This window comes from Nitrosospira lacus (genome assembly GCF_000355765.4).
Classification (GTDB): Bacteria; Pseudomonadota; Gammaproteobacteria; order Burkholderiales; family Nitrosomonadaceae; genus Nitrosospira; species Nitrosospira lacus.
The window spans coordinates 221,493-241,239 of sequence record NZ_CP021106.3; the positions used below are offsets into that span (position 1 = coordinate 221,493).

The following is a 19,747-nucleotide window of genomic DNA, read 5'->3' on the forward strand; positions in this document are numbered from 1 at the left end:
AAACCGTCACCCATTACACTGAAAAAAGTCGGTCCCGATCGCGCCCGATGCGCACGGCACGCGTGCGTACCCTCAAAAGTACCAAAGCCAATGAGCGCATGTAAGCATCCTTGCTGCATCGTACTGCTCGTCTTCCGCTTCCCGTTTGCGAATGTACGCTTAAACAATATTCTCGTCCAATCCAACCGCAATACGCGCGAGTCCATAAATACTCTTTTATCGCCCACCAAATTGACAGGCAGTCGCGCTCTTCCCTTTTAAATACCTGCAATATTTGAAAACTGCGGACTTCAGTACTCTGTTCAAACATATACGGACGGGCTCCATCACGTGCCTTTCCACAATTCTTGACTTCTTGCGCAACGCCAACTCCTGAAATATCTTGATCTCGCTGAGTCACCCCCGCGTCATTCCCGGCTTTGCGTACCGTCAGCTATTGCATTGAAAACGAAGGGATTCCAGAGTTTATTCAGAAATTCTCTGACTGATTCATCACTTTCGCGAGGCTGACATGACGCCGGGCACATTCTGTATCAACCCAAGTACGCGGCGCAACTGCGCCAGACCAGTAATTTTCAGCGTGAATTGCATAGCCGCGGTAACACCCCGGCTTTGGGTGTGGGTGGCTGTTACATTTATTTTTTCGCGCAAAAGAATGGTGGAAATGTCGCTTAGCAGCCCTTGCCTGTCCAGTGCCTCGATCTCGACATCGACCGGATAACTTGCTCCTCTCGCCGATGCATCCCAGTCCGCTGCCACCAGACGTTCCGCACCATCCGCGGTGAGCCGTGACAAATTGGCGCAGCCCTTACGGTGTATCGTGATACCACGTCCGCGCGTGACAAAACCGATGATGGGATCTGGTGGCGCCGGTTTGCAACATTTGGCTAACGCCGTGAGCAACTTGTCAACACCGACGATGAGTACGCCGCCATCCGGTTGCGGGGCGGCTTTCCTGCTGACTAGCAACTCCGGCCCGGTAGCGGCTGTACCAACGGACCCGACTGAACCAGTTGTGATGGCTGGCTCGGTCTTGCCGCTTAAAAACGTTCCTAACTGATGGCTGTTGATGTCGCCCCGGGCGACCGCGGCAAGGAAAGCATCGAGCTTGACGAACTTGAATCCGGCTGCCAGTTTGTCCAGTCCCAGTGCGGTCATGCCGTGGCGCTGCAACTCCTTTTCCACTATTGTCCGGCCTTGTGTTAACGAATCCTCGCGTTGCAGCGCACTGAACCACTGTTTGACTTTCGATCGCGCACGCTGACTTCTGAGGTAACCCAAGGCGGGATTGAGCCAATCACGGCTTGGTCCTCCCTGTTTGGCCGAGATAATTTCCACCCGCTGCGCATTCTGTAGCGGGTAGTCAAGCGGCACCATGAGGTCATCAACCTTCGCGCCGCGGCAATGGTGACCGAGATCGGTGTGCACATGGTAGGCGAAATCCACTGGTGTAGACCCTTTGGGCAAGGAAATCACCCTGCCCTGCGGGGTCAGAACATAAACCGAATCCTGGAATAGCGCGGTCTTGAAATGCTCCGCCAGTTCCCCGGCATCGTCCACATCGTTTTTCCATTCCAGGATCTGCCTCAACCAGGCGATTTTCTCCTCATACCGGGCGTCGCGCCTGGCCCCTTCCTTATAACGCCAGTGCGCGGCGACACCCATTTCAGAATGTCGATGCATCTCGTGCGTGCGTATCTGGATCTCGACCACCTTGTCTTCCGGACCAATGACGGCGGTATGCAATGACCGGTAATCATTACCTTTCGGTCTCGCGATATAATCGTCAAATTCCTTGGGAATCGGTACCCACAGATTATGTACCATCCCCAACGCAGCATAGCAATCCCTTACATCGTTCACAAGAATCCGCACCGCGCGGGCATCGTGAATTTCCTTGAAGTCCACATCCTTGCGTTTCATCTTTTTGTGGATACTGTAAATGTGCTTCGGACGCCCCGTAACTTCGGCCTTGATGCCGGCCTGCTGTAATTCGCGCTGCAATTTATCCACCACACGGTTGATATACTGTTCCCGGTTGATGCGGGTATCTTCGAGCAATCTGGCGATTTTTCTATAACGTTCCGGTTCAAGAATCCGGAATGACAAATCTTCCAATTCCCACTTTATCTGCCAGAGTCCCAGACGATTGGCCAGCGGCGCAAATATATCCAGCGTTTCATGCGCAATCTCCCCCCTTTCCGGAATGCTGTTGGCAGCGATATATCGCATCGTTTGCGTCCGATCCGCCAAGGCGATGATGACGACACGAATATCTTCCGCCATCGCCAGCAGCATTTTCCGTAGTGCCTCGATTTGCGCACTGCGGTCCGTACTGTTTCCCTCGCCTCCCGCACCCAGCGTCCGGATGCGGCCCATGCGCGCCACCCCCTCCACCAGGTGAGTCACCGCCGGGCCGAAGGTGGTTTGCAGTTTTTCCGTGTACCCGTCCAGATAACCCGGCACTGCATGAAGCAAACCTGCTATCAGGGTGTCGCTATCGACCCGCAACGATGCAAGAACCGATCCCGTACCGAACACATGCTGAATAACCGGCTCGCTAGTGTACAGGCACTTGCCGGAATACAGCGGTTGGGAGAATTCCAGCGCATGCCGGAGTATGTCGACATCGCCGGGAGATAATATGGATAGCGTGGGTAACGTGGATTCAAGCCAGGAAAGCCCATCCCGTCCGCCAGCGGCTGGGGAAGGCACCGTGGATGAATGCTCAGGCGAAGCTATTGAAGCTGAATCGGGTAATTCATCGCTCATTTTTTATGCTGCCTTGATTTCATCGGTATTCAGGTATCCTGCCAGTAACGGCGGCGCAACGCGCGCAAAGTTTCGACGGCAACCTTGCTATCCGCAAAGCGCAGCAGTACCGCTCCATCGTTATCGCTGCGCAGTAATGTGCTGCCGAGTGCCCGATAGCGCTCCATTACCTCTTCCCGGGGATGCCCGAAACGATTGCGATAGCCTACGGTGAATATTACCAGCCGCGGATTCACTTGGCGCACAAACTCGCCGGTGGAGGACGTTTTGCTACCATGATGGGGTGCCACCAGCACCGTTGAGGAAAGTGCGTTGCCATCGTTCTCGATTAGCTGATACTCGGAGCTCTTTTCGATGTCGGCCGGCAGCAGCACACTGCCGTGGATTGTCGTGATTTTCAGCACGCAGCTCAAAGCGTTGGTTCCGCGCTTGGGATTACTATAGCTCTGTTCGGTTGGGTGTAACATATCAAAGCGCACTCCATCCCATTGCCACGACTGTCCCGCACGGCATTGGCGTTTATTGGAAGCGGCTAGCTGAATCGGGTGATCGGCATGCAAAGATGAAACCAGCCATTCCACCGGCACTGCCTCCAGTACTGACAATGCGCCGCCGCTATGATCCGAGTCGGCGTGCGTGACAATCATTGCATCCAGATGCCTGATGCCTTCCCCGCGCAAGAAAGGAACGATGGCACGGTTACCGCTATCAGCCTCGGTACTGAAAGCAGGCCCCGTATCGAAGAGCAGCGCGTGATTTTCTGTGCGAGCCACTACTGCCAATCCCTGACCGACATCCAGTACAGTGAGCCATAATTCTCCCGGTGCCGGTTTTGGGGGCAATACCAGAAATATTGGCAGCAGCGCAACCGCCCCCAGCCAGCGAGCCGGAAAACCTGTGGCCAGCCCCGGCCCGCCCCTCAAACCCAGCCCTAATCCACCGGGCAACAGCATCCAGACAATGCCCGCCATGCCGGCGGCCACCGCCCATGCAGGGGGCGCATGCTGGCTCCATACCGCCTGCGGTACATCGCTCATCCACCGCAACATCTCCATGCAACCGCTGAGTACCACGTGTGCAGGCAGCAACATGAAGTCAAGCAGCGGCAATGTTGCCAACAACGTCAAGGGAACCACCACCAGGCTCACCAGCGGAACGGCGATTGCATTGGCAAAGGGCGAAACCAGCGATACCTGCTGGAACATCGCCAATAGCAGCGGTATCAGGCTAAGGGTTATCGCCCACTGCACGCGCGCCCAGCCGCTTAACCAATGCATTTTACCAATCCGCCCGGCCGTTACGAGCATGATGAACGCCATCGCGCCGAACGACAGCCAGAAGCCAGGCGAAAGTACGGCCCAGGGATCAAGCACCACCACTATCAGCAGTGCCCATGCCAGCACCGCTGTTGCGGAAGCGAAACGCCCCAGCCATAAAGCGAGGGCTATCGCCGCCAGCATGTAAACCGTGCGCTGCGCTGGTACCGCAAAGCCGGCGAGCAGCGCATAACCGAAAGCCGCCGCCAGTCCCGCAATGACCGCGGCCTTGCGCGCGGGCAGCCACAGCGCCAGACGATGGCTTCTGCGCCATAACCCATACACCAGCGCAAATATCAGGCCTGAAACCATCGTCACATGCAAGCCCGAAATACTCATAAGATGGTTTACGCCCGTGCGCGTAAATATTTGCCATTGCCCGCCTAGAATCGCGCGCTGATCGCCCACCGCCAGCGCAATCAGAACACCGGTATAGGCATGATCCGGCAATGCCTGAATAAAATGCTCGCGAATTTCCTGGCGCAAACGCTCGACCCGATACGAAGGCTGATTAACCATTGCATCCAGACGCAAATTATCGTCAGCTTTCCGCACGTAGCCGGTCGCCCGAATATTGCGCTCCAGCGCCCATTCCTCAAAATCGAAACCGTGCGGATTGACACTGCCGCGCGGACGCTTGAGGCGCACCGTGATCCGCCAGCGTTCGCCCGCATTGATCCGGGGTAGCACGGACACGGAATTCTCCGCGTACTTGCGGCGCTCGTTATACCAGGCAAGGGAAATTCGCCGGGGAACAATCGCGCCTTCCGTTAGCACTTGCTCCACGTCAAAAGCAAAACGCAAGCCGTTTTCATTGGCTTGCGGCAGCTCCGCCACCACTCCCGCCAACTGAATATCGCGTCCCTCCCATTCATGCGGGAGCGCATCCGCCAGACGCCACTGGGCAAACGCTGCTGCCCAGAAAAGCCCCGCACCCAAGAAAATCAGAGCAAGCAGAATCTTTGCGGTGATGGAAAAAATGGCGACCCGGCAACGCCAGAGTAAAAAAGCACCCACCGAACCAGGCACGAGGAGCCATGCCCACAGCAAGTCCGGCAATTCGGCCTGTTGCTGCAACAGCCCCACCCCAAAGGCAAACGCAAGAATATAGGCTCGCATCAGGTTCTCGTGGTCTACCGGGATGATATGGACATGGGGGAAGTTACTGAAGCAGAACGGGGAGATTGTTCCTCTACGGCGCACTGAACCACCGCATTAAGATATTTATCGATAAAGTAAAGGGCTATCGAGTGCTTGAATCCCATACGGCCGCTCTCTCTTGCCGGGCGGATACCGGTATGACGGCTGCTGACGGCCAGCTTATTATGTTTGCATGAAGCGCCGATATTTCCGTACACTCTTCCCGTGCCGCGAAAATTCTTCAAAAAATATCTGCCCTCTCACGAAACCGTCCGTCAGAACCGGTTTGTCGGGCTGTTCGGCAAACATCTGCAACATCACAATTTGTGGCATCTGCATCGGCGATCAGTAGCAGGTGGCGTTGCGGCCGGGTTATTTGCCGGACTGATCCCAGGCAGCAATCCGGTACAGTTCTTTTTTGCCGCTTTATTTGCCATCGCTTTCAAGGTAAATCTCCCCGTGGCGGTGGCTACCACGCTTTATTCCAATCCTTTCACCATCGTGCCGATCTATATCGTTGCCTACGCCATTGGCGAGTTTGTCATGGGTAACGGCACAGGTCATATGCCCCAGACTGATTTGCACCTGATGGATAAGAATATCAGCGAATGGGTTCCCGCACTGATAGGCTGGGTAATGTCGCTCGGCAAGCCATTACTGGTAGGGATATTGCTGTTGGCGCTGCTGCTTTCCGTGACCGGATATTTTGCCGTGCGTGTAACGTGGCGGCTCTATACGATTTATGAGTGGCGAAAACGGGCAAAACGGCGCCACTGATATATAAGCCACCCGTATCCGGCAGTTGACCGCCGCAAGGAAATCGCGATAACTCCGGCAACCTGTTCTTATTCGATCAGCATGCCATCCACCAGCTGTAATATCCGCCCGGCCTTTTTGGCCAACTCCGGATCGTGGGTGACAATGATGAGACTCGCACCCACGTTGCGATTGAGTTCAAGCATCAATTCGAATACGCCCCCCGCGGTGTGCCGGTCGAGATTACCCGTGGGCTCATCCGCAAGGACACAGGCGGGTTGAGTCACCAGCGCCCGTGCCACTGCCGCACGCTGCCGCTCGCCCCCCGAGAGTTCTCCGGGAGTATGGGTAAGCCGATGGCCAAGGCCTACCTGCTTCAATAATTCCGCCGCGCGCTCATACGCTTCACTGTTACTGATGCGCCGGATCAATAGTGGCATGGCGACGTTCTCCAATGCGCTGAATTCCGGCAGCAAATGATGAAACTGATAGATGAAACCCAGCGATCTGTTGCGCAGCTTGCATCTCTCTTCTTCATTGATGGTCGCTATATTCTGTCCCATGATGCGGACATCGCCACCTGTAGGGGTATCCAGTCCTCCCAGCACATGCAGCAGCGTACTTTTTCCGGAACCCGAGGCACCGACAATAGCAAGAGTATGACCTGCCAGGATATCGAGATCTATGCCCATGAGTACAGGCACTTCCAGCTTTCCCTGGAAATAACTCTTGCGCAGCTCGCGGCAGGAAATAATGGTTTTATTCATACCGCAGCGCCTCTGCGGGATTGACCCTGGAGGCCCGGTAACTGGGATAAATCGTTGCCAGCAGTGTCAACACGAACGATACCGCCGCCACGGCGATTACGTCGGCGGCATGGGGATCGGACGGAATCTCGCTGATGTAATAAACCTCCCGCGAGAGAAACTGGACGCTGAACAGGCGCTCAATCAATGCGATCACCGACTCTACATTGTATGCCAGCAGCACGCCCCCAATCACGCCCAGCGTCGTACCGAGGACGCCGATCAGCGTACCCTGCACAATGAAGATTTTCATGATACTGCGCGGACTTGCGCCCAAGGTGCGCAGAATAGCGATATCGGGCTGCTTATCTGTCACCGCCATCACCAGGGTCGAGACGATGTTGAATGCTGCCACCGCGATAATCAAAGCGAGAATCAGTGAGAGCATGCGCTTCTCGATCTGTATCGCACGAAAATAATTGGCATGCTGGCGGCTCCAGTCGCTGATATGAACCTCCGTGGAAATCATCGGTGCAAGCTCTCGCGCCACTTGCGGCGCCTCAAAGAGATCATGCAGCTTCAGCCGTACACCCGATACCTGGTCGTCCTCCATGCGATAGAGCTTTTGCGCGTCCGACAAATTGATCAGTACCAGGCTCGAGTCATACTCGAAATGCCCCGCCTCGAAAATACCGGTAATGGTGAATTGCTTGAGGCGTGGCAATATGCCCGCCGGCGTTACCTGTCCCTGCGGCGAGATCAGTACAATTTTGTCGCCCGTAAATACGCCCAGGGCGCGTGCCAGTTCCGAGCCGATAACGATGCCGAACCTGCCTGGCACGAGATCATCTAGGCTGCCATCGATCATCATTTGGGCCAGGTCGGCCACTTTATCCTCCAAGGCCGGCTCAATGCCTCTTACGGCGACACCACTGACAACCTGGTCGAATGAAACCATGCCTTGCGCACCGACATAGGGCGCGGCACCCTCCACCAGCGGATGCCGCAGCGCTTCTTCCGCAACCCTGCGCCAGTCCGTCAACTTGCCGTCAATACCGCTGATCTGGATGTGGGCCGCAACGCCCAGGATACGTGACCGTACTTCTTTCTGGAATCCATTCATCACCGACATCACCGTGATGAGCGCTGTCATGCCAAGGGTAATTCCCAGCAGGGAAATCAGGGAGATGAAAGAAATGAAGTGATTGCGGCGCTTTGCACGCGTGTAACGCAGACCAATGAAAAGTTCGTAGGGGGACACGGATCGACTACCGGGAATATTAAGAATGCCGAAGTTTGCCACATTCCGCCGGGGCTTAATAGGCGGACGGACATTGAAACCTTGCCGAAGCCTTATTTAAGGCACTGAATATTTGTTTTCCAGCGTTGAACGAATGCGTTTGGCACAATGATGTTAAAATTCGCCTTTCAACCCAATTACCGCAGCTATTCCGGGCAATGGCGCAAAGTTCTTCAGGAAAGAAGTATGCACGCGCACCTCTTCGTTCAGCAGGTTCTTGCCCTGAAGAAAAATCTTGATGCCATTCGACTTGGTTTCCTTGATACGATAACTCAGATCGACATTTACCAACGTGTAACCCGGCGTGCTGGTTTCAAGTTCCGCTACCCGGTTTTGGCGCGTCACATGAAATGCATTCACGTTAGCTGTCCAGGAGCCTACCTTATGATTGAGTTCCAGCCCGAACCTCTGTGGTGTGATGCGCGGGACATTACTACCTGTATCCAGTTTTCCACGTACGTAATCGGTAAACAGCCGTAATTCGGTGGCATCGGGCTTCAAGGCTAAGATCACTTCGGCTTCGGCACCAAAAAATCTTGCTCCCGTCTGCGCAAAATTCTGTACCAGGAATTCGCCGCCCGGATCCAATGTGCCCGTATCGTCCCCACGATCCGCCACACCGTCACCATTGATGTCGGCACTACGCACGAAGATATAGTTGTCGATCCAGTTATGGAATACATTGATTTTCCATTTTATGAGACCGGTGTTTTTGCGCAATGCAAGATCGATATTGCTGGTTGTCTCGCTGGCCAGGGTACCATCACCCGTCTGAAAGGTGGCGGTGCCGCGGTGTGCGCCTTTTATGTACAATTCTTCCGTAGACGGTGCGCGCTGCCCCCTTGTTGCTGACAAACCAAGTCCGTAGCCCTCCATGATTTTCCATAAAGTGCCCGCTGAAACGTTATAGAGATTGAATGCACGCGCTGGATTGGTGTTGTTCTGCGGGTCTTGCGTGGCACGCTCGATGCGTCCGCCGAGTTCCAGGCGCCAGCGGTCCCAGTTGCGCTCTTCGACCAGGAATATGCCGGTCGAACGAGATTTCGTGACCGGTATCACAGCCTCTTCGCCCAAAGCCGAAAAATTACGGTCCTGAAACTGGATGCCGAATACTCCCTTCCAGTTTGCGATGGGTGCATGCAAAAGCTCGGCGCGGCTTTCCAGGCCCTGATTCTTAAACCGCGTGGCGATCTGCCCGGTTCCCTCGATTTCGTTATGCTTGTAATCGTTATAACCCGTACGTACCTTGAGCTTCTCAAAACCAATGAGGGGTTTGTCCAATTCACCTGACAAATCATAACGGGTCTGCTTGAGATCGATCTTCGAACCTTCCGGGCTGGGTATGCCATACTCACTCTCCAGCCGCGAAATCGACCCGCCAATGAAGCCTCTTTCACCGACAAGGGATCCACCCGCGGATATGCCACCCGTATCTATCGCGCTGTTCCTGACAACGCCTTTCTCGCTGCTCGGGTTGCTCTCATCCGCTCGCCCAGGAATATGATAATCCCCGGTTTTACGCTTGAAGCCACCCACGCTCCAGGAAGCTCGGCCACCGATGCTGCCGGTCGCATTGAAAGCCCCGGTACGTTCCTCTGTCGCCGTATTGCCACGTAGCTCGATATCGCCTTTGGGTGATTTGAACAGTCGATTCGGGATACGTCCGGATACGACATTGACTACCCCACCCGATGCACCGCTGCCATAGAGCAGCGTTGATGGGCCCCGAAGGATTTCGATCTGGGACGCATTGAGTGATTCGACTGTTACCGCATGATCCGGACTGATGCTCGAAAGATCGAGGGTACCGATTCCATTTTCGAGAACTCGAATGCGCGGACCATCCAGGCCGCGAATAATCGGACGGCCCGCAGCCGGCCCGAAGGAGCTTGACGCCACACCCAGTTCGCGAGAGAGGGTATCGCCCAGGCTCGCTTCACGCTTACGGCGCAAGTCTTCGCCACGCAATACTGAAACAGGCTGGGCCATATCAAGCTCGCTACGATTCTCGAATGGCGTGGCGGTCACTACGACTGACGGCAGCACACTGCCGTTGCCCATATCCTGCGCCTGAACAGACGCTATGCCGGACGCAACGGACGCCAGCATAATGATGGCAGATCCGAGGCCGCTTTGAGCGGACGGGTCTCGCCTCCGGCGGGAACCGCCTCGCAAAACCGCCGTCACGTATTCCGCTGGCAAAATCGGCGGCTTGCTCAGTGACTCCTTGAGTATGCTTTCCACGTATTGTGAGAGTGCGCCCCATACGTTAGAACTTGAATAATTCATACCGACTTCTTTAATACATGGAAAAGACGAGTCTTGCGCGCAACTGAGTTGCGTTACGGCGCCAGTTAACTTTTTTTTGCCCAGATACAACCCGAATCAGGCGATATGCGCCAAATGACAGATATCGGGCAGGATTGCTCGATTTTAAGAAGCAGAGGAATTACGCTTGGGGAGGAGCGCGCGTGAGATATGGGAATGAAAAATCCAGAAGGACATGTCTGAATTTCAGGAGCGAAGGAAGCTGTCGTGCTATCTGATCCAGAAAGAGAGGGATTACGATGAGAGGGATAATGCTAAAAGCCGATAAAGCCAAGCAGTCCAGGCAAATTCGATCGAGATCGGAGTCTGCCCCGGTTTCGTTTTGCCCGTGGTCATCCGCTTGAGCCGCGCCGATGCTATCGATGTGCGTAAGCGCGTGCGTCGCCTGAAAGACCGGAACGAACGAAAACATCAATACCAGAATTAAAAATAATCCTTTCCGCACCCCCATGGAAGCGTATCCTCTGATGTAGGCATAGGGGTACCGCATTCTATGAATTGGATGTCTTATCATGCGCATTCGGCACATAAACCCTTGACGGTCAACTCGACCGCCTGAAACCGGTAACCGGCCGGCAACGGACCATCATACTTGGCCTTCAGATCATCAAGGCAAATCACCGTTGTACAACGGGTACATTTAAAATGCGCATGCTGATGTGAATAGGCATCAAAATTTGCTCGAAAACGCCATACTCGATCATCGCTCGCCACCCTATGCACAAAACATCTTTTATTCAGCCATTCAAGCACACGATAGAGCGTGACGCGGTCCAACCGCTGCTCCCCGCTCAGGCGCTCTTCAATTTCGTGATGCGTAACGGCCCGTTGCTCCGCCAGCAGTATGGCAAGAATTCGAACTCTGCCAGAGGTCGCCCGATCGCCGGTACGCCGGATCATCGATTCCGCCTGTTGCTGAAAATTGATAGGCATAGGAGTAATATTGCAACAAAGTTGCGTTTACTATAACCGGATACTTCTGCGTACGCAATATCGGCTTGATGGCTTCCTCCAAGATAGTAGAGCAAATTCAGAATGGGAAGACGGAAACTGTTCATCAGATTCTTGGTATCTGAATCATATTGATGCATAAAGATGTTTTTAATGTACCGTTATCGAACGCAGTCTCGGGGGGCGCCATGCAATTCACCTTGGGGCGGACTCACTAATAAGATGAAGGTTCAGCGGCAAAAAAAGTTTTTGGCTAAATCAATCGATATCCGGTATCTCCCATTGTTTTTAGCAATCACCGGCGTTCTATCCGGTATCTCGCCTGCTTTCGCCGGAGCTACCTACACGGTGGACCCCGGTACCTATCGTGCCAGACTCAAGCAATTGAAACCTGGGGCTGACGTACGGCTAATGCCGGGAGAATACAGGGATGGCCTGCCTGTTCAGCAACTTCAAGGCACTGAGCAAAGCCCGATAACGATTTCCGGACCGGATGGGGAGCCACGTGCGGTGTTTGTTGCGCGGCCCGGACATAACACGGTCAGTATCGTTAATTCGAGTTACGTCACTATTCGCAATCTGGTTCTTGATGGCCGCAACCTGCGGGTGGACGGAGTGAAATGCGAAGGCCACGCAGACTGGGCACATCACATCACGCTTGATGGATTGCGTATACGCGGTCACGGAAATAATCAGCAAACGGTGGGTATTTCCACCAAATGTCCGGCTTGGGGCTGGGTGATTCGCAACAATGTGATCGAAGGTGCCGGAACCGGCCTTTACCTCGGCAATTCGGATGGACGCGCGCCATTTATCGGGGGCCTGATCGACCGCAACCTGATAGTTGATACGCTCGGCTATAACGTGCAGATTAAACACCAGCAGCTTCGCCCGGTGTTGCCGGGGATACCGGATGGAGACAGCGCAACGATCATCCGTCACAACGTTTTCAGCAAGGCGCGTGGCGGATCCGCGGAAATGGCAAGGCCCAATTTGCTGGTCGGGCATTGGCCGCTTGCAGGGCCGGGAGCAAACGACCGGTATTTCATCTACGGCAATTTATTTTATCAGAATCCGCATGAAGCATTGTTCCAGGGCGAAGGCAACATCGCGTTGTACAATAACTTATTTGTGAACCATTTCGGCGATGCCATACGGATTCAGCCGCACAATGATACGACACGCGCGATAAGCGTTTTCTACAATACCGTGATAGCACGCGGGTCAGGGATAACGTTCGCGCGGCGCGAAAACGATCCAGCGTATCCGCAATTCGTTATGGCCAATATCGTATTCGCCGGAGTGCCGGTGCGGGGCGCTTCCCTGGAGACAAATCTGACCGGGGAATTTGCCGATGCGCGGAATCATCTTATCCGGCCATTCGCCCCTTTGGGCAAGATGAATTTAATACCGGTGGACACTCGGGTGCGAAAGCGCGCCGATGACGGCATGCGCTTTGATGCTTACCCTCAAGCCGATCTGGATTTTGATGGAAGCTTGCGTGGCACCGGTGAACTGGGGGCTTATGCACTGGATAGAGACAGACCTCGCTGGTTGCCGGCCCTGGAGATCAAGCCGGTACCTGCCACTCCCTAATAAGGCGTCATCCCTGATCCTTTCTTTAACCCTGAATCCGGTGGCTGACCGCTCATTTTCCAGTCTAGTACATGATCCATAGAGATTTTTACGCTACTTGCGCTACTCGACCTTTACCCCTGCGATGGGTTCACTAACACCCGGCTTGGATTAATCCCTGCTCGATAGAAAATAGAAAAAATGCGCATTCTGTCAGTGATCGCGGTATTGATTGCCTATGGGTCATTGTATCCCGGCAATTTTTCCACACCGGACGCCGAGGCAGCAAGGCAATTCCTTACCGACTGGCGTCCGTTCACCTCTCCGGGAGATTTGCTGGGCAATATCGCGTTGTTTTTCCCACTCGGAATGGCCGGTATATTATTTGCCTCAAACAGAGGCAATGCCACGATTCATGGCGCCTGGCTGCTCCTGTTCGCGCTTGTTTATTCATTCGCCCTTCAGTTGGCACAAGTTTGGCTTCCTTCCCGTTCCGCAGCCCTGGCGGATGTGCTCTGGAATATGACAGGCATGCTGTCGGGCATGGCGGTGGCGCATCTGATAGGAAAACGCTTACCCGGAAATGCACATCCATTCGACGCCGCGCTGCTTGTACCCCTATTGGTGTTAATACTGTGGCTGCTCACCGAGTTATTGCCCCTGGTACCCACATTGGACTGGCAAAAGTTCAAGGATGCACTGAAGCCACTCCTTGAATTCAATATTTCCTTCCCGGCAGCTACGATGCATGCGGCTGGCGCGCTTGCCGCGGGTAGCGCTTTCGTGGCGTTGGGACGGCAGCCCTCCACATGGCTGGGAAGTGCAATCGTAATTGTATGGGCAGGTAAAGTTATTATCGTTAATTTAATACTGGATGCATCGCTTTTCCTCGGGTCGCTGGCAGGTTATGCGGGTTGCCTGATGCTGTCGCGCCTCGGTCGCGTAAAACTCTTCGAGGCCGCATTCTGGCTGCTGTTAATTGCCTGGAGCATTGCTGCGATAACGCCCTTTTCTCCCGCTTCGGGTGGAACCTTCAACGGTATCCCGTTTGCAACCATGCTTCGGGGGTCCATGGAAACCGGTGCCCGGGGACTGGTCCAGTCATTATTTATTTACACCGCTTTGCTATGGCTTTTGCAAAGGACCGGCATGAGTATCGCCAAGGCGGTGGTGGGGCTGGTGGTATGGTCATGTTTGATAGAGCTGACGCAGATGGGTTTGCTGGGCCGCACCGCGGATGTAACAGAACCGATTTTGTTATTACTCATTGGTTGGGCATTGTCGGGAATGCGAAAACATGCAGGCCCCGCAAAGCAGCAAACAGAAACGCCCGCATCAAAGCCACACCCTTTAATGGCGGTTCGCACAGCAGCAAGCGGAAAACGCACACTTGCCTTGCTGACGATCGGAATCGGGATGTGCGTAGCGATCGGCTGGTTGATTACGCGGTCACCCTGGGTACCCTACAACGTGCGCGAACTGGTATACCAGGGCCATCCCTTTCGGTCACTGGTACTCCTTGCCGCCCTGTTGTATTGGGCTATGGGTTTTCCGATATTGATGGCGCAATGGCTGGCGCGGGGGAAGCTGTACCTGCTCAGCTTTCCGCCCCTGGCATTACTGCATGGTTTGATCGCATGGTTGCTGCTATGGTCCGCGGTGCCAAGCGAGAGCATTCACGACATCGTCGGCTCCCCCGTTTTGAATTGGCCTTGGGAATGGGAAATCCTCGGCCGTTTTCTGGCACTGTTCAGCCTCTGGAGTGTTGCGGCAACGGCAGGGACCGTTATTGCCGCGAGGCGCTCCTTCCGCAGTACGAATGGTGCTCAATCCGCGCTGCTGGGATGGGCGATCGGCGCATGCCTGCTTGTACCGATATCCTATTACATCGTGGTGAAGGCGGCCTCCACAGACAATCTGGTTGAACTGATGGCCGGCAATGGCAGCGTCGGTGCATTCCTGCTGATCGGCTTGGCCATGGCGGGAATTTCGTTTGGCGGGACGAAGACCACGCTGGCATTGATTCCCGGGACAACCGGGCGAACAATGGCAGCCGCATGGGTGCTGGCTTCCGGCGCTCTGACCTATTTGGCGATTTATTTCGGCATGGAACAGGTGATCGTCAAATATAACCAGGTGTTTTCCGCATTGCAGTTCTTGCTGAGTAGCGATCGCTCACATCTGGCCGGACCAGGCGAGTTGGCGGTGCGATACATCGCGCTGTGGAGCACTCTTATCACGGCCATTGTAATGGTGCAATATCCATTATGGAGTTGGGCCATATCGGATCTCCGCAAAGCCCGATAGCGGTTTAATGACTGGCTTCCCTGCCTGAACCGGGTTCATTTGCGGACAAGGACGCCACGGAAATAAACGCGCAATCGAGCGAGTGAAGAGTGAGGTCGACACGCAGACCTTTTTCCGGTGAGCAGGGCTCGAAGTGCAGGCTTTCGAGCACTTGTTGAGCGGGAATATTGCGCCCCGTGGGCTTGAAGTTAACCCACAGCTTCTTGGGCTTCTGTTGGCCGCTTTGTGAGATCACCAAGTGATTGAAGAATGCCTGTTCGATAAATCTCCCCTGCACACGGCAGGACAGCATAAAATCCTCGATGCGTATCTCCTGCTTCACAAATCGAACGATGGCGAATCCAACCGCACCGTAGGAACCGAAATTGTCGCTGCAACGGAGAACGTATTTCTTGACTTCGTCATCGGCCAGAATTGGCAGGATCTCCTCCCTTGCGTACTTGCGCCCGGAGAAATTTAATTGATTGGTGCGCTGGACAAGTTCGGATACACGGTCCAGGTCATCGGCCGCATAGGCATCAATGTAAAGCTTTATCTCGCATGAGGCCAGAAATCCAAGATAATCCGAGCCGAACCTGGTTGCGCTTTTCTTGCGCACGAATTCTTCTTTATAAAACTGGCTACGTTTCTTCGCTTCTTCGCTACTCGTCCCCTGATAGCGGGGATCCAGAAAGAGGTTGTCGATATCAGCCGCGTTCACGCAAGCGACTCCTCTCAGCGCCCGCGACACTTCCTCCAGTTCAAAGGGATTGTCATCAATGAAAGCAAAGGTATCCAGACCGATGTTGAGCTGTTCCGCTATGATCCTGACATTTTCGCTCTTGGGAAGCCAATTGATCTGGGGATACAGGAAATAATCCGCTATGCCGAGTTCTTCAAGGCGACGCCACGCGCTTGTCTCGTCATTCTTGCTCGCAATACTGAGCATAATTCCTCGTTCATAAAAAAAGCGCAGCAGATCAAGTACCTTTGGCCGTAACGATACCGCCTCATTTTCAAGCAGTATTCCGTCCCACATCGTGTTGTCAAGATCCCATACCACGCACTTTATCTTTGGATTGCTTGAACTCTGCACACTTTCGGTCTGGTGGTGAACGACAAAATCGGCGGTAAGGAAAACAATACGTGACGCAGTAGTCTCTGCGTCGGGGATAATGGCGATGTCGAACGGAAGACCGCACTCCGTAATCATCGAAAATTGTTCATACCCGAACTTATGCCGCGAGTATCCGGGCGGGACTGTAATCAACGCGCGAAATGGCAGGGGAAGCTTCGTGAGTTGCGCTTGTTTACTCATCATGCCGCTCGAAATCGACATATTCAGCTGCATCCGTATCGGCACATCCGCCGGGTTGTATACTTCAAGCAGGAAAAAATCCGGTTTGGATTCGGTGCGGCTTACCCGATGCATCCAGCGGGCAAAGCGCTCAAGGAGCGCATACTCAAGATACGACCAGCGCATGTCGCGTGTCAGCCGGTACATTACCGCACCCGCCGCATTGGCAAGTGGGGCAATCGAGTTGATCATGCGTTCGGCCAGCAAGGCCGCCGCGGCCGGCATCATCAGGGTATTGCCTCGGGCCTCGATCTTGCCCCATTGTTTGAATGTAACCTCCGCTCCATAACCGCGAGCGGATGGGAAGCGCGGGTTGCGATACATGCCATAGGTCAGGCGCCGGCAACGTTGATCCGGTCTGCTCTGATAGAGGTCACAAGTTGCGAAGCAGCCGGGAGCGGCGCATTCTATGCAATGCTCACCCCACATGAGCAAGGACATTTTTGCAACCCCCTTAACGGGCGTATAGGGTTTTAATGGAGCGAGGTTTCGGTCCATATGCAGATGCATCTCGTATTTATCGAATTCAAACATCACCCACCACTATTACCTTTCCGCAACACCCCGTGGAATATGAAGTTCCTTGCTCATTTTAGACGGCAGATAAATGATTTTCCAAGGGGCGCATAGTCCAGATAGGGGATAAAATTCAGGTGCGTTTCTTGCCGCACAAAATCTGCCAGCGCACGTTGTTCGCCCTGCTCAGGATCACCTTTGTAATTATAAAAATCGTCGAAGCAGATAATGGAACCATTCACGACATAGGACTGGATGAAATCGAGTACCTGAACAGTTGAATCGTACAGGTCGCAATCAACATAGATGACTGCCGCCTTGCGCCCGGATAATCGCCGGTGGGCAACATCGTTCAAGCTATCGCTGTAAAAGCCCTCGATCAGCTCGTACTCCGACGATTGAATTCCGCGGGATGCGAGAATCGTCTCGAACTCCGGGCGGGTACAGGCAAACTGCCCTTCGTACCATATATTGTCGGGATGCTTCTCTGTTGCCGGCAGGCCCTGAAACGAGTCAAAGCCCCACAGCTTCATGTCGTGGCGGCCGTAGCGCCGCTTCATTCGATGCGCATAGCCGAACGTCTTGCCTCGCCACAAACCAAACTCAAAGTAATCTCCAGGCACTTCATTGATCTTGGTGAACTCGAAGGCCTGGCTCAGCATCCCAAGCTCGGTCATTCGATTGTCTGATCGACGATCCATTACTTCAATTATGCGAGCGACCCACTCCGCATCCACTATCTGCTTCGCGATCCGTTTGATTAACATGACTTTCCACCATCCAGAAGATTGTTTAAATCAGATTCCGAACCGCATCATTTTTTTTACTTTCGATTTAAGCCCGAGCTGATCCAGCTTATCGCCAGCCAGCCTGCTGAGATGGTTCACAGCACTTTGACTATGCAGAAGGAACCTGTTACGCAGATTGCTACGCAGGAAAAAGACGTTTGCGCATTGAATACTATGAGTGGCAAATAGCTTTTTATGCTCTGACTGCCCCTCGGTAAAATCAAAAAAACGAAAAGACCGTTCCTCGAACAAATGCTCCAAGGCAAGCCATTGCAAAATTGTACCCACGGAAAAACTCATGTAGCCGGGATCATATCCGAGGTAGGCATAGATCAGGATTTCATTGGAGATCGGGCAATAGAGATAAGAGACAGGCTGGTTCTGATGGAAAAGGATGAATCCGCGAACCAGCCCCTGTTGAGCAAGGTGTTCCATTTCTCGGAGAAACGCCTCCGAATCGGGCAACCCTGCGTCAAGCAGCTTTTCCTGATAGGTTATCTTGGAAACAACCCGGGCAAGCCGGAAGAATTCCGGCATTTCTCCAGCCGACTTGTAGACTTTCCAGGGGATGTCGCCACCGCAATATTCAGCGTATCTCTTGATTTTACGATTGAGAGTCGAGCGCGTCTTGGAGGAAAACTTGCTCTTGTACTCAGCAAATGACTGACGCATATCAATATAATAGCGCTGGTGCTGGGAAGATACATAGCAGAGATAGTCATCCCGCCTTCGAAGTACAGGCTGCTTGCCGTCGACGCGCAGCGATCGCACCAGGAAACCTTGACTATTGGTTTGAAGCGCATCGGCTGGCGGCACCGGCTCTATCACCGGCGGGGTTTCATCATCAAGCCCCACTTCCCGCACTTGCAACCATAGTCGAGATGCGAGCAACGTTTTGTCACCCAGTTGAAGTTTTATGGGTACTTGGCGGTAATGCCATATTTGCTTCACGGGAGCCCCCGACGTAGGCCTTGTTCCAGCATCCTGAGTCCCGTTTTCCAGATTGGCGAGGTGAGCGGGGCAGGCTGCGAAGCCGCAAGATCCGGGATCAAACCGTAAAAACCGCGGGTACGAAAGCAATCCCGATGACGATCGAGAAAGGTGCAGAGCTTGCGGAAACGAGCTACCACGATATCGTCCGGCCGATTCATACTGCCGTTAAGCAGCTCGAAGTTGTGTGAAAGAATAACAAAGGCCTTGCGCCCCGATTCCAGCGCCTGCCAGAGCAGCCCTTCCATCTCCGGGTACGAGCATGCGGTCACTTGCGCATGCCGCAATGAATGCGTGCCACCGTGGAAGACCGTCATGGGATACTCGTACACGCCTTCATACTCGATCGGCTCCACAAGTGAAATATCCGGACTTACGCCGCTATCCCGTCCCAGCATGCTGGCGTTATAACTGCTGTCGAACGCGATATGATTCCTGGCAAGCGCCCGCAGCGTATCCCTGTTGAAACCGAAACTTCCCGCGCGAAAGGCGTTTACGTTTTGACCACCGGCGAGTTCAATCAACTTTGCGCCCGCCTGGATCAGGATCGTTTGATCCTGCAACGAAAAGTAACGCAGGAGCTGTTTTTTGCCGGTAATATTGTCGAGCAGGGGCTCCCTGGATTCATCAACCCATTCAGTGTGCAGATGAAGCTGTAATTCATGGCCGCGTTCTCGAACAAGCCCCACGATTTCCGACAAGGGATCCAGCCCAAACCGGGTCGAAAAGAGGGACTCAACAAAGAATACGCCCGTCAGGCCATGCTCCTGTAATTGATCCAGCTGGTATGGCAACCCGTAATTGCCTCTTGATGTGGGGCCATAGATGTATCGTTGAAATGCACTCGGAAACTTGGCATCAATGTTATCCCAACCATCACACCAGATCTCCACGTCAACAGTAAGAAATACGTCCATCATCCTGTT

General features: G+C 53.9%; 13 protein-coding genes. 3 read left to right on the forward strand and 10 right to left on the reverse strand.

What is annotated here, in order from left to right:
* Positions 1-492 precede the first annotated feature (492 nt).
* Complete coding sequence (locus tag EBAPG3_RS00970) at positions 493-2,772, reverse strand: RelA/SpoT family protein (RefSeq protein ID WP_004180770.1); 2,280 nt, start codon at positions 2,770-2,772, stop codon at positions 493-495.
* Positions 2,773-2,801: 29 nt separating this feature from the next.
* Positions 2,802-5,207 carry a ComEC/Rec2 family competence protein gene (locus EBAPG3_RS00975; protein WP_004180771.1) on the reverse strand — a complete coding sequence of 802 codons (2,406 nt, stop codon included), beginning with the start codon at positions 5,205-5,207 and terminating at the stop codon, positions 2,802-2,804.
* Between the two features lie 246 nt (positions 5,208-5,453).
* On the opposite strand from EBAPG3_RS00975, the gene EBAPG3_RS00980 reads away from it, so the two are divergent.
* The gene (locus EBAPG3_RS00980; protein ID WP_040853152.1) at positions 5,454-6,005 is read left to right on the forward strand and encodes a DUF2062 domain-containing protein; all 552 of its coding nucleotides are present in this window, start codon (positions 5,454-5,456) and stop codon (positions 6,003-6,005) included.
* Between the two features lie 68 nt (positions 6,006-6,073).
* Here EBAPG3_RS00980 and lolD read toward each other — a convergent pair whose 3' ends face one another.
* From lolD to EBAPG3_RS01005, 4 genes are all read right to left on the reverse strand, one after another.
* Positions 6,074-6,751: a lipoprotein-releasing ABC transporter ATP-binding protein LolD gene (lolD, locus tag EBAPG3_RS00985; RefSeq protein WP_040853153.1), complete on the reverse strand. Its 678-nt coding sequence runs from the start codon at positions 6,749-6,751 to the stop codon at positions 6,074-6,076.
* Positions 6,744-7,991: a lipoprotein-releasing ABC transporter permease subunit gene (locus EBAPG3_RS00990; RefSeq protein ID WP_004180779.1), complete on the reverse strand. Its 1,248-nt coding sequence runs from the start codon at positions 7,989-7,991 to the stop codon at positions 6,744-6,746. Before EBAPG3_RS00990 ends, lolD begins: the two co-directional genes overlap by 8 nt.
* Before the next feature lie 153 nt (positions 7,992-8,144).
* Positions 8,145-10,319, reverse strand: a complete 2,175-nt coding sequence (locus EBAPG3_RS00995; protein WP_227869249.1) for a TonB-dependent receptor — start codon at positions 10,317-10,319, stop codon at positions 8,145-8,147.
* A 549-nt stretch (positions 10,320-10,868) separates the two neighbouring features.
* Entirely contained in the window at positions 10,869-11,258 is a 390-nt protein-coding gene (locus tag EBAPG3_RS01005; protein WP_227869250.1) for a Fur family transcriptional regulator, read from the reverse strand.
* 300 nt (positions 11,259-11,558) lie between these two features.
* Between EBAPG3_RS01005 and EBAPG3_RS01010 the strand changes: the two genes are divergently transcribed.
* Together EBAPG3_RS01010 and EBAPG3_RS01015 are read left to right on the forward strand one after the other, a co-directional pair.
* On the forward strand, positions 11,559-12,905 hold the full coding sequence (locus EBAPG3_RS01010) for a right-handed parallel beta-helix repeat-containing protein (RefSeq protein WP_227869251.1): 1,347 nt from the start codon (positions 11,559-11,561) through the stop codon (positions 12,903-12,905).
* A 180-nt stretch (positions 12,906-13,085) separates the two neighbouring features.
* A complete protein-coding gene (locus EBAPG3_RS01015) occupies positions 13,086-15,191 on the forward strand; it encodes a VanZ family protein (protein WP_004180787.1) in 2,106 nt (701 codons plus the stop codon).
* A 4-nt stretch (positions 15,192-15,195) separates the two neighbouring features.
* Here EBAPG3_RS01015 and EBAPG3_RS01020 read toward each other — a convergent pair whose 3' ends face one another.
* The 4 genes from EBAPG3_RS01020 to EBAPG3_RS01035 form a co-directional block, all read right to left on the reverse strand.
* Positions 15,196-16,968: an HAD-IIIC family phosphatase gene (locus tag EBAPG3_RS01020; RefSeq protein ID WP_227869252.1), complete on the reverse strand. Its 1,773-nt coding sequence runs from the start codon at positions 16,966-16,968 to the stop codon at positions 15,196-15,198.
* A 146-nt stretch (positions 16,969-17,114) separates the two neighbouring features.
* Entirely contained in the window at positions 17,115-17,810 is a 696-nt protein-coding gene (locus EBAPG3_RS01025; RefSeq protein ID WP_004180791.1) for a TylF/MycF/NovP-related O-methyltransferase, read from the reverse strand.
* 30 nt (positions 17,811-17,840) lie between these two features.
* Positions 17,841-18,782, reverse strand: a complete 942-nt coding sequence (locus EBAPG3_RS01030; RefSeq protein WP_004180793.1) for a GNAT family N-acetyltransferase — start codon at positions 18,780-18,782, stop codon at positions 17,841-17,843.
* Entirely contained in the window at positions 18,779-19,741 is a 963-nt protein-coding gene (locus EBAPG3_RS01035; protein WP_004180795.1) for a polysaccharide deacetylase family protein, read from the reverse strand. The genes EBAPG3_RS01030 and EBAPG3_RS01035 overlap by 4 nt, the downstream gene beginning before the upstream one ends.
* Positions 19,742-19,747: the final 6 nt, after the last annotated feature.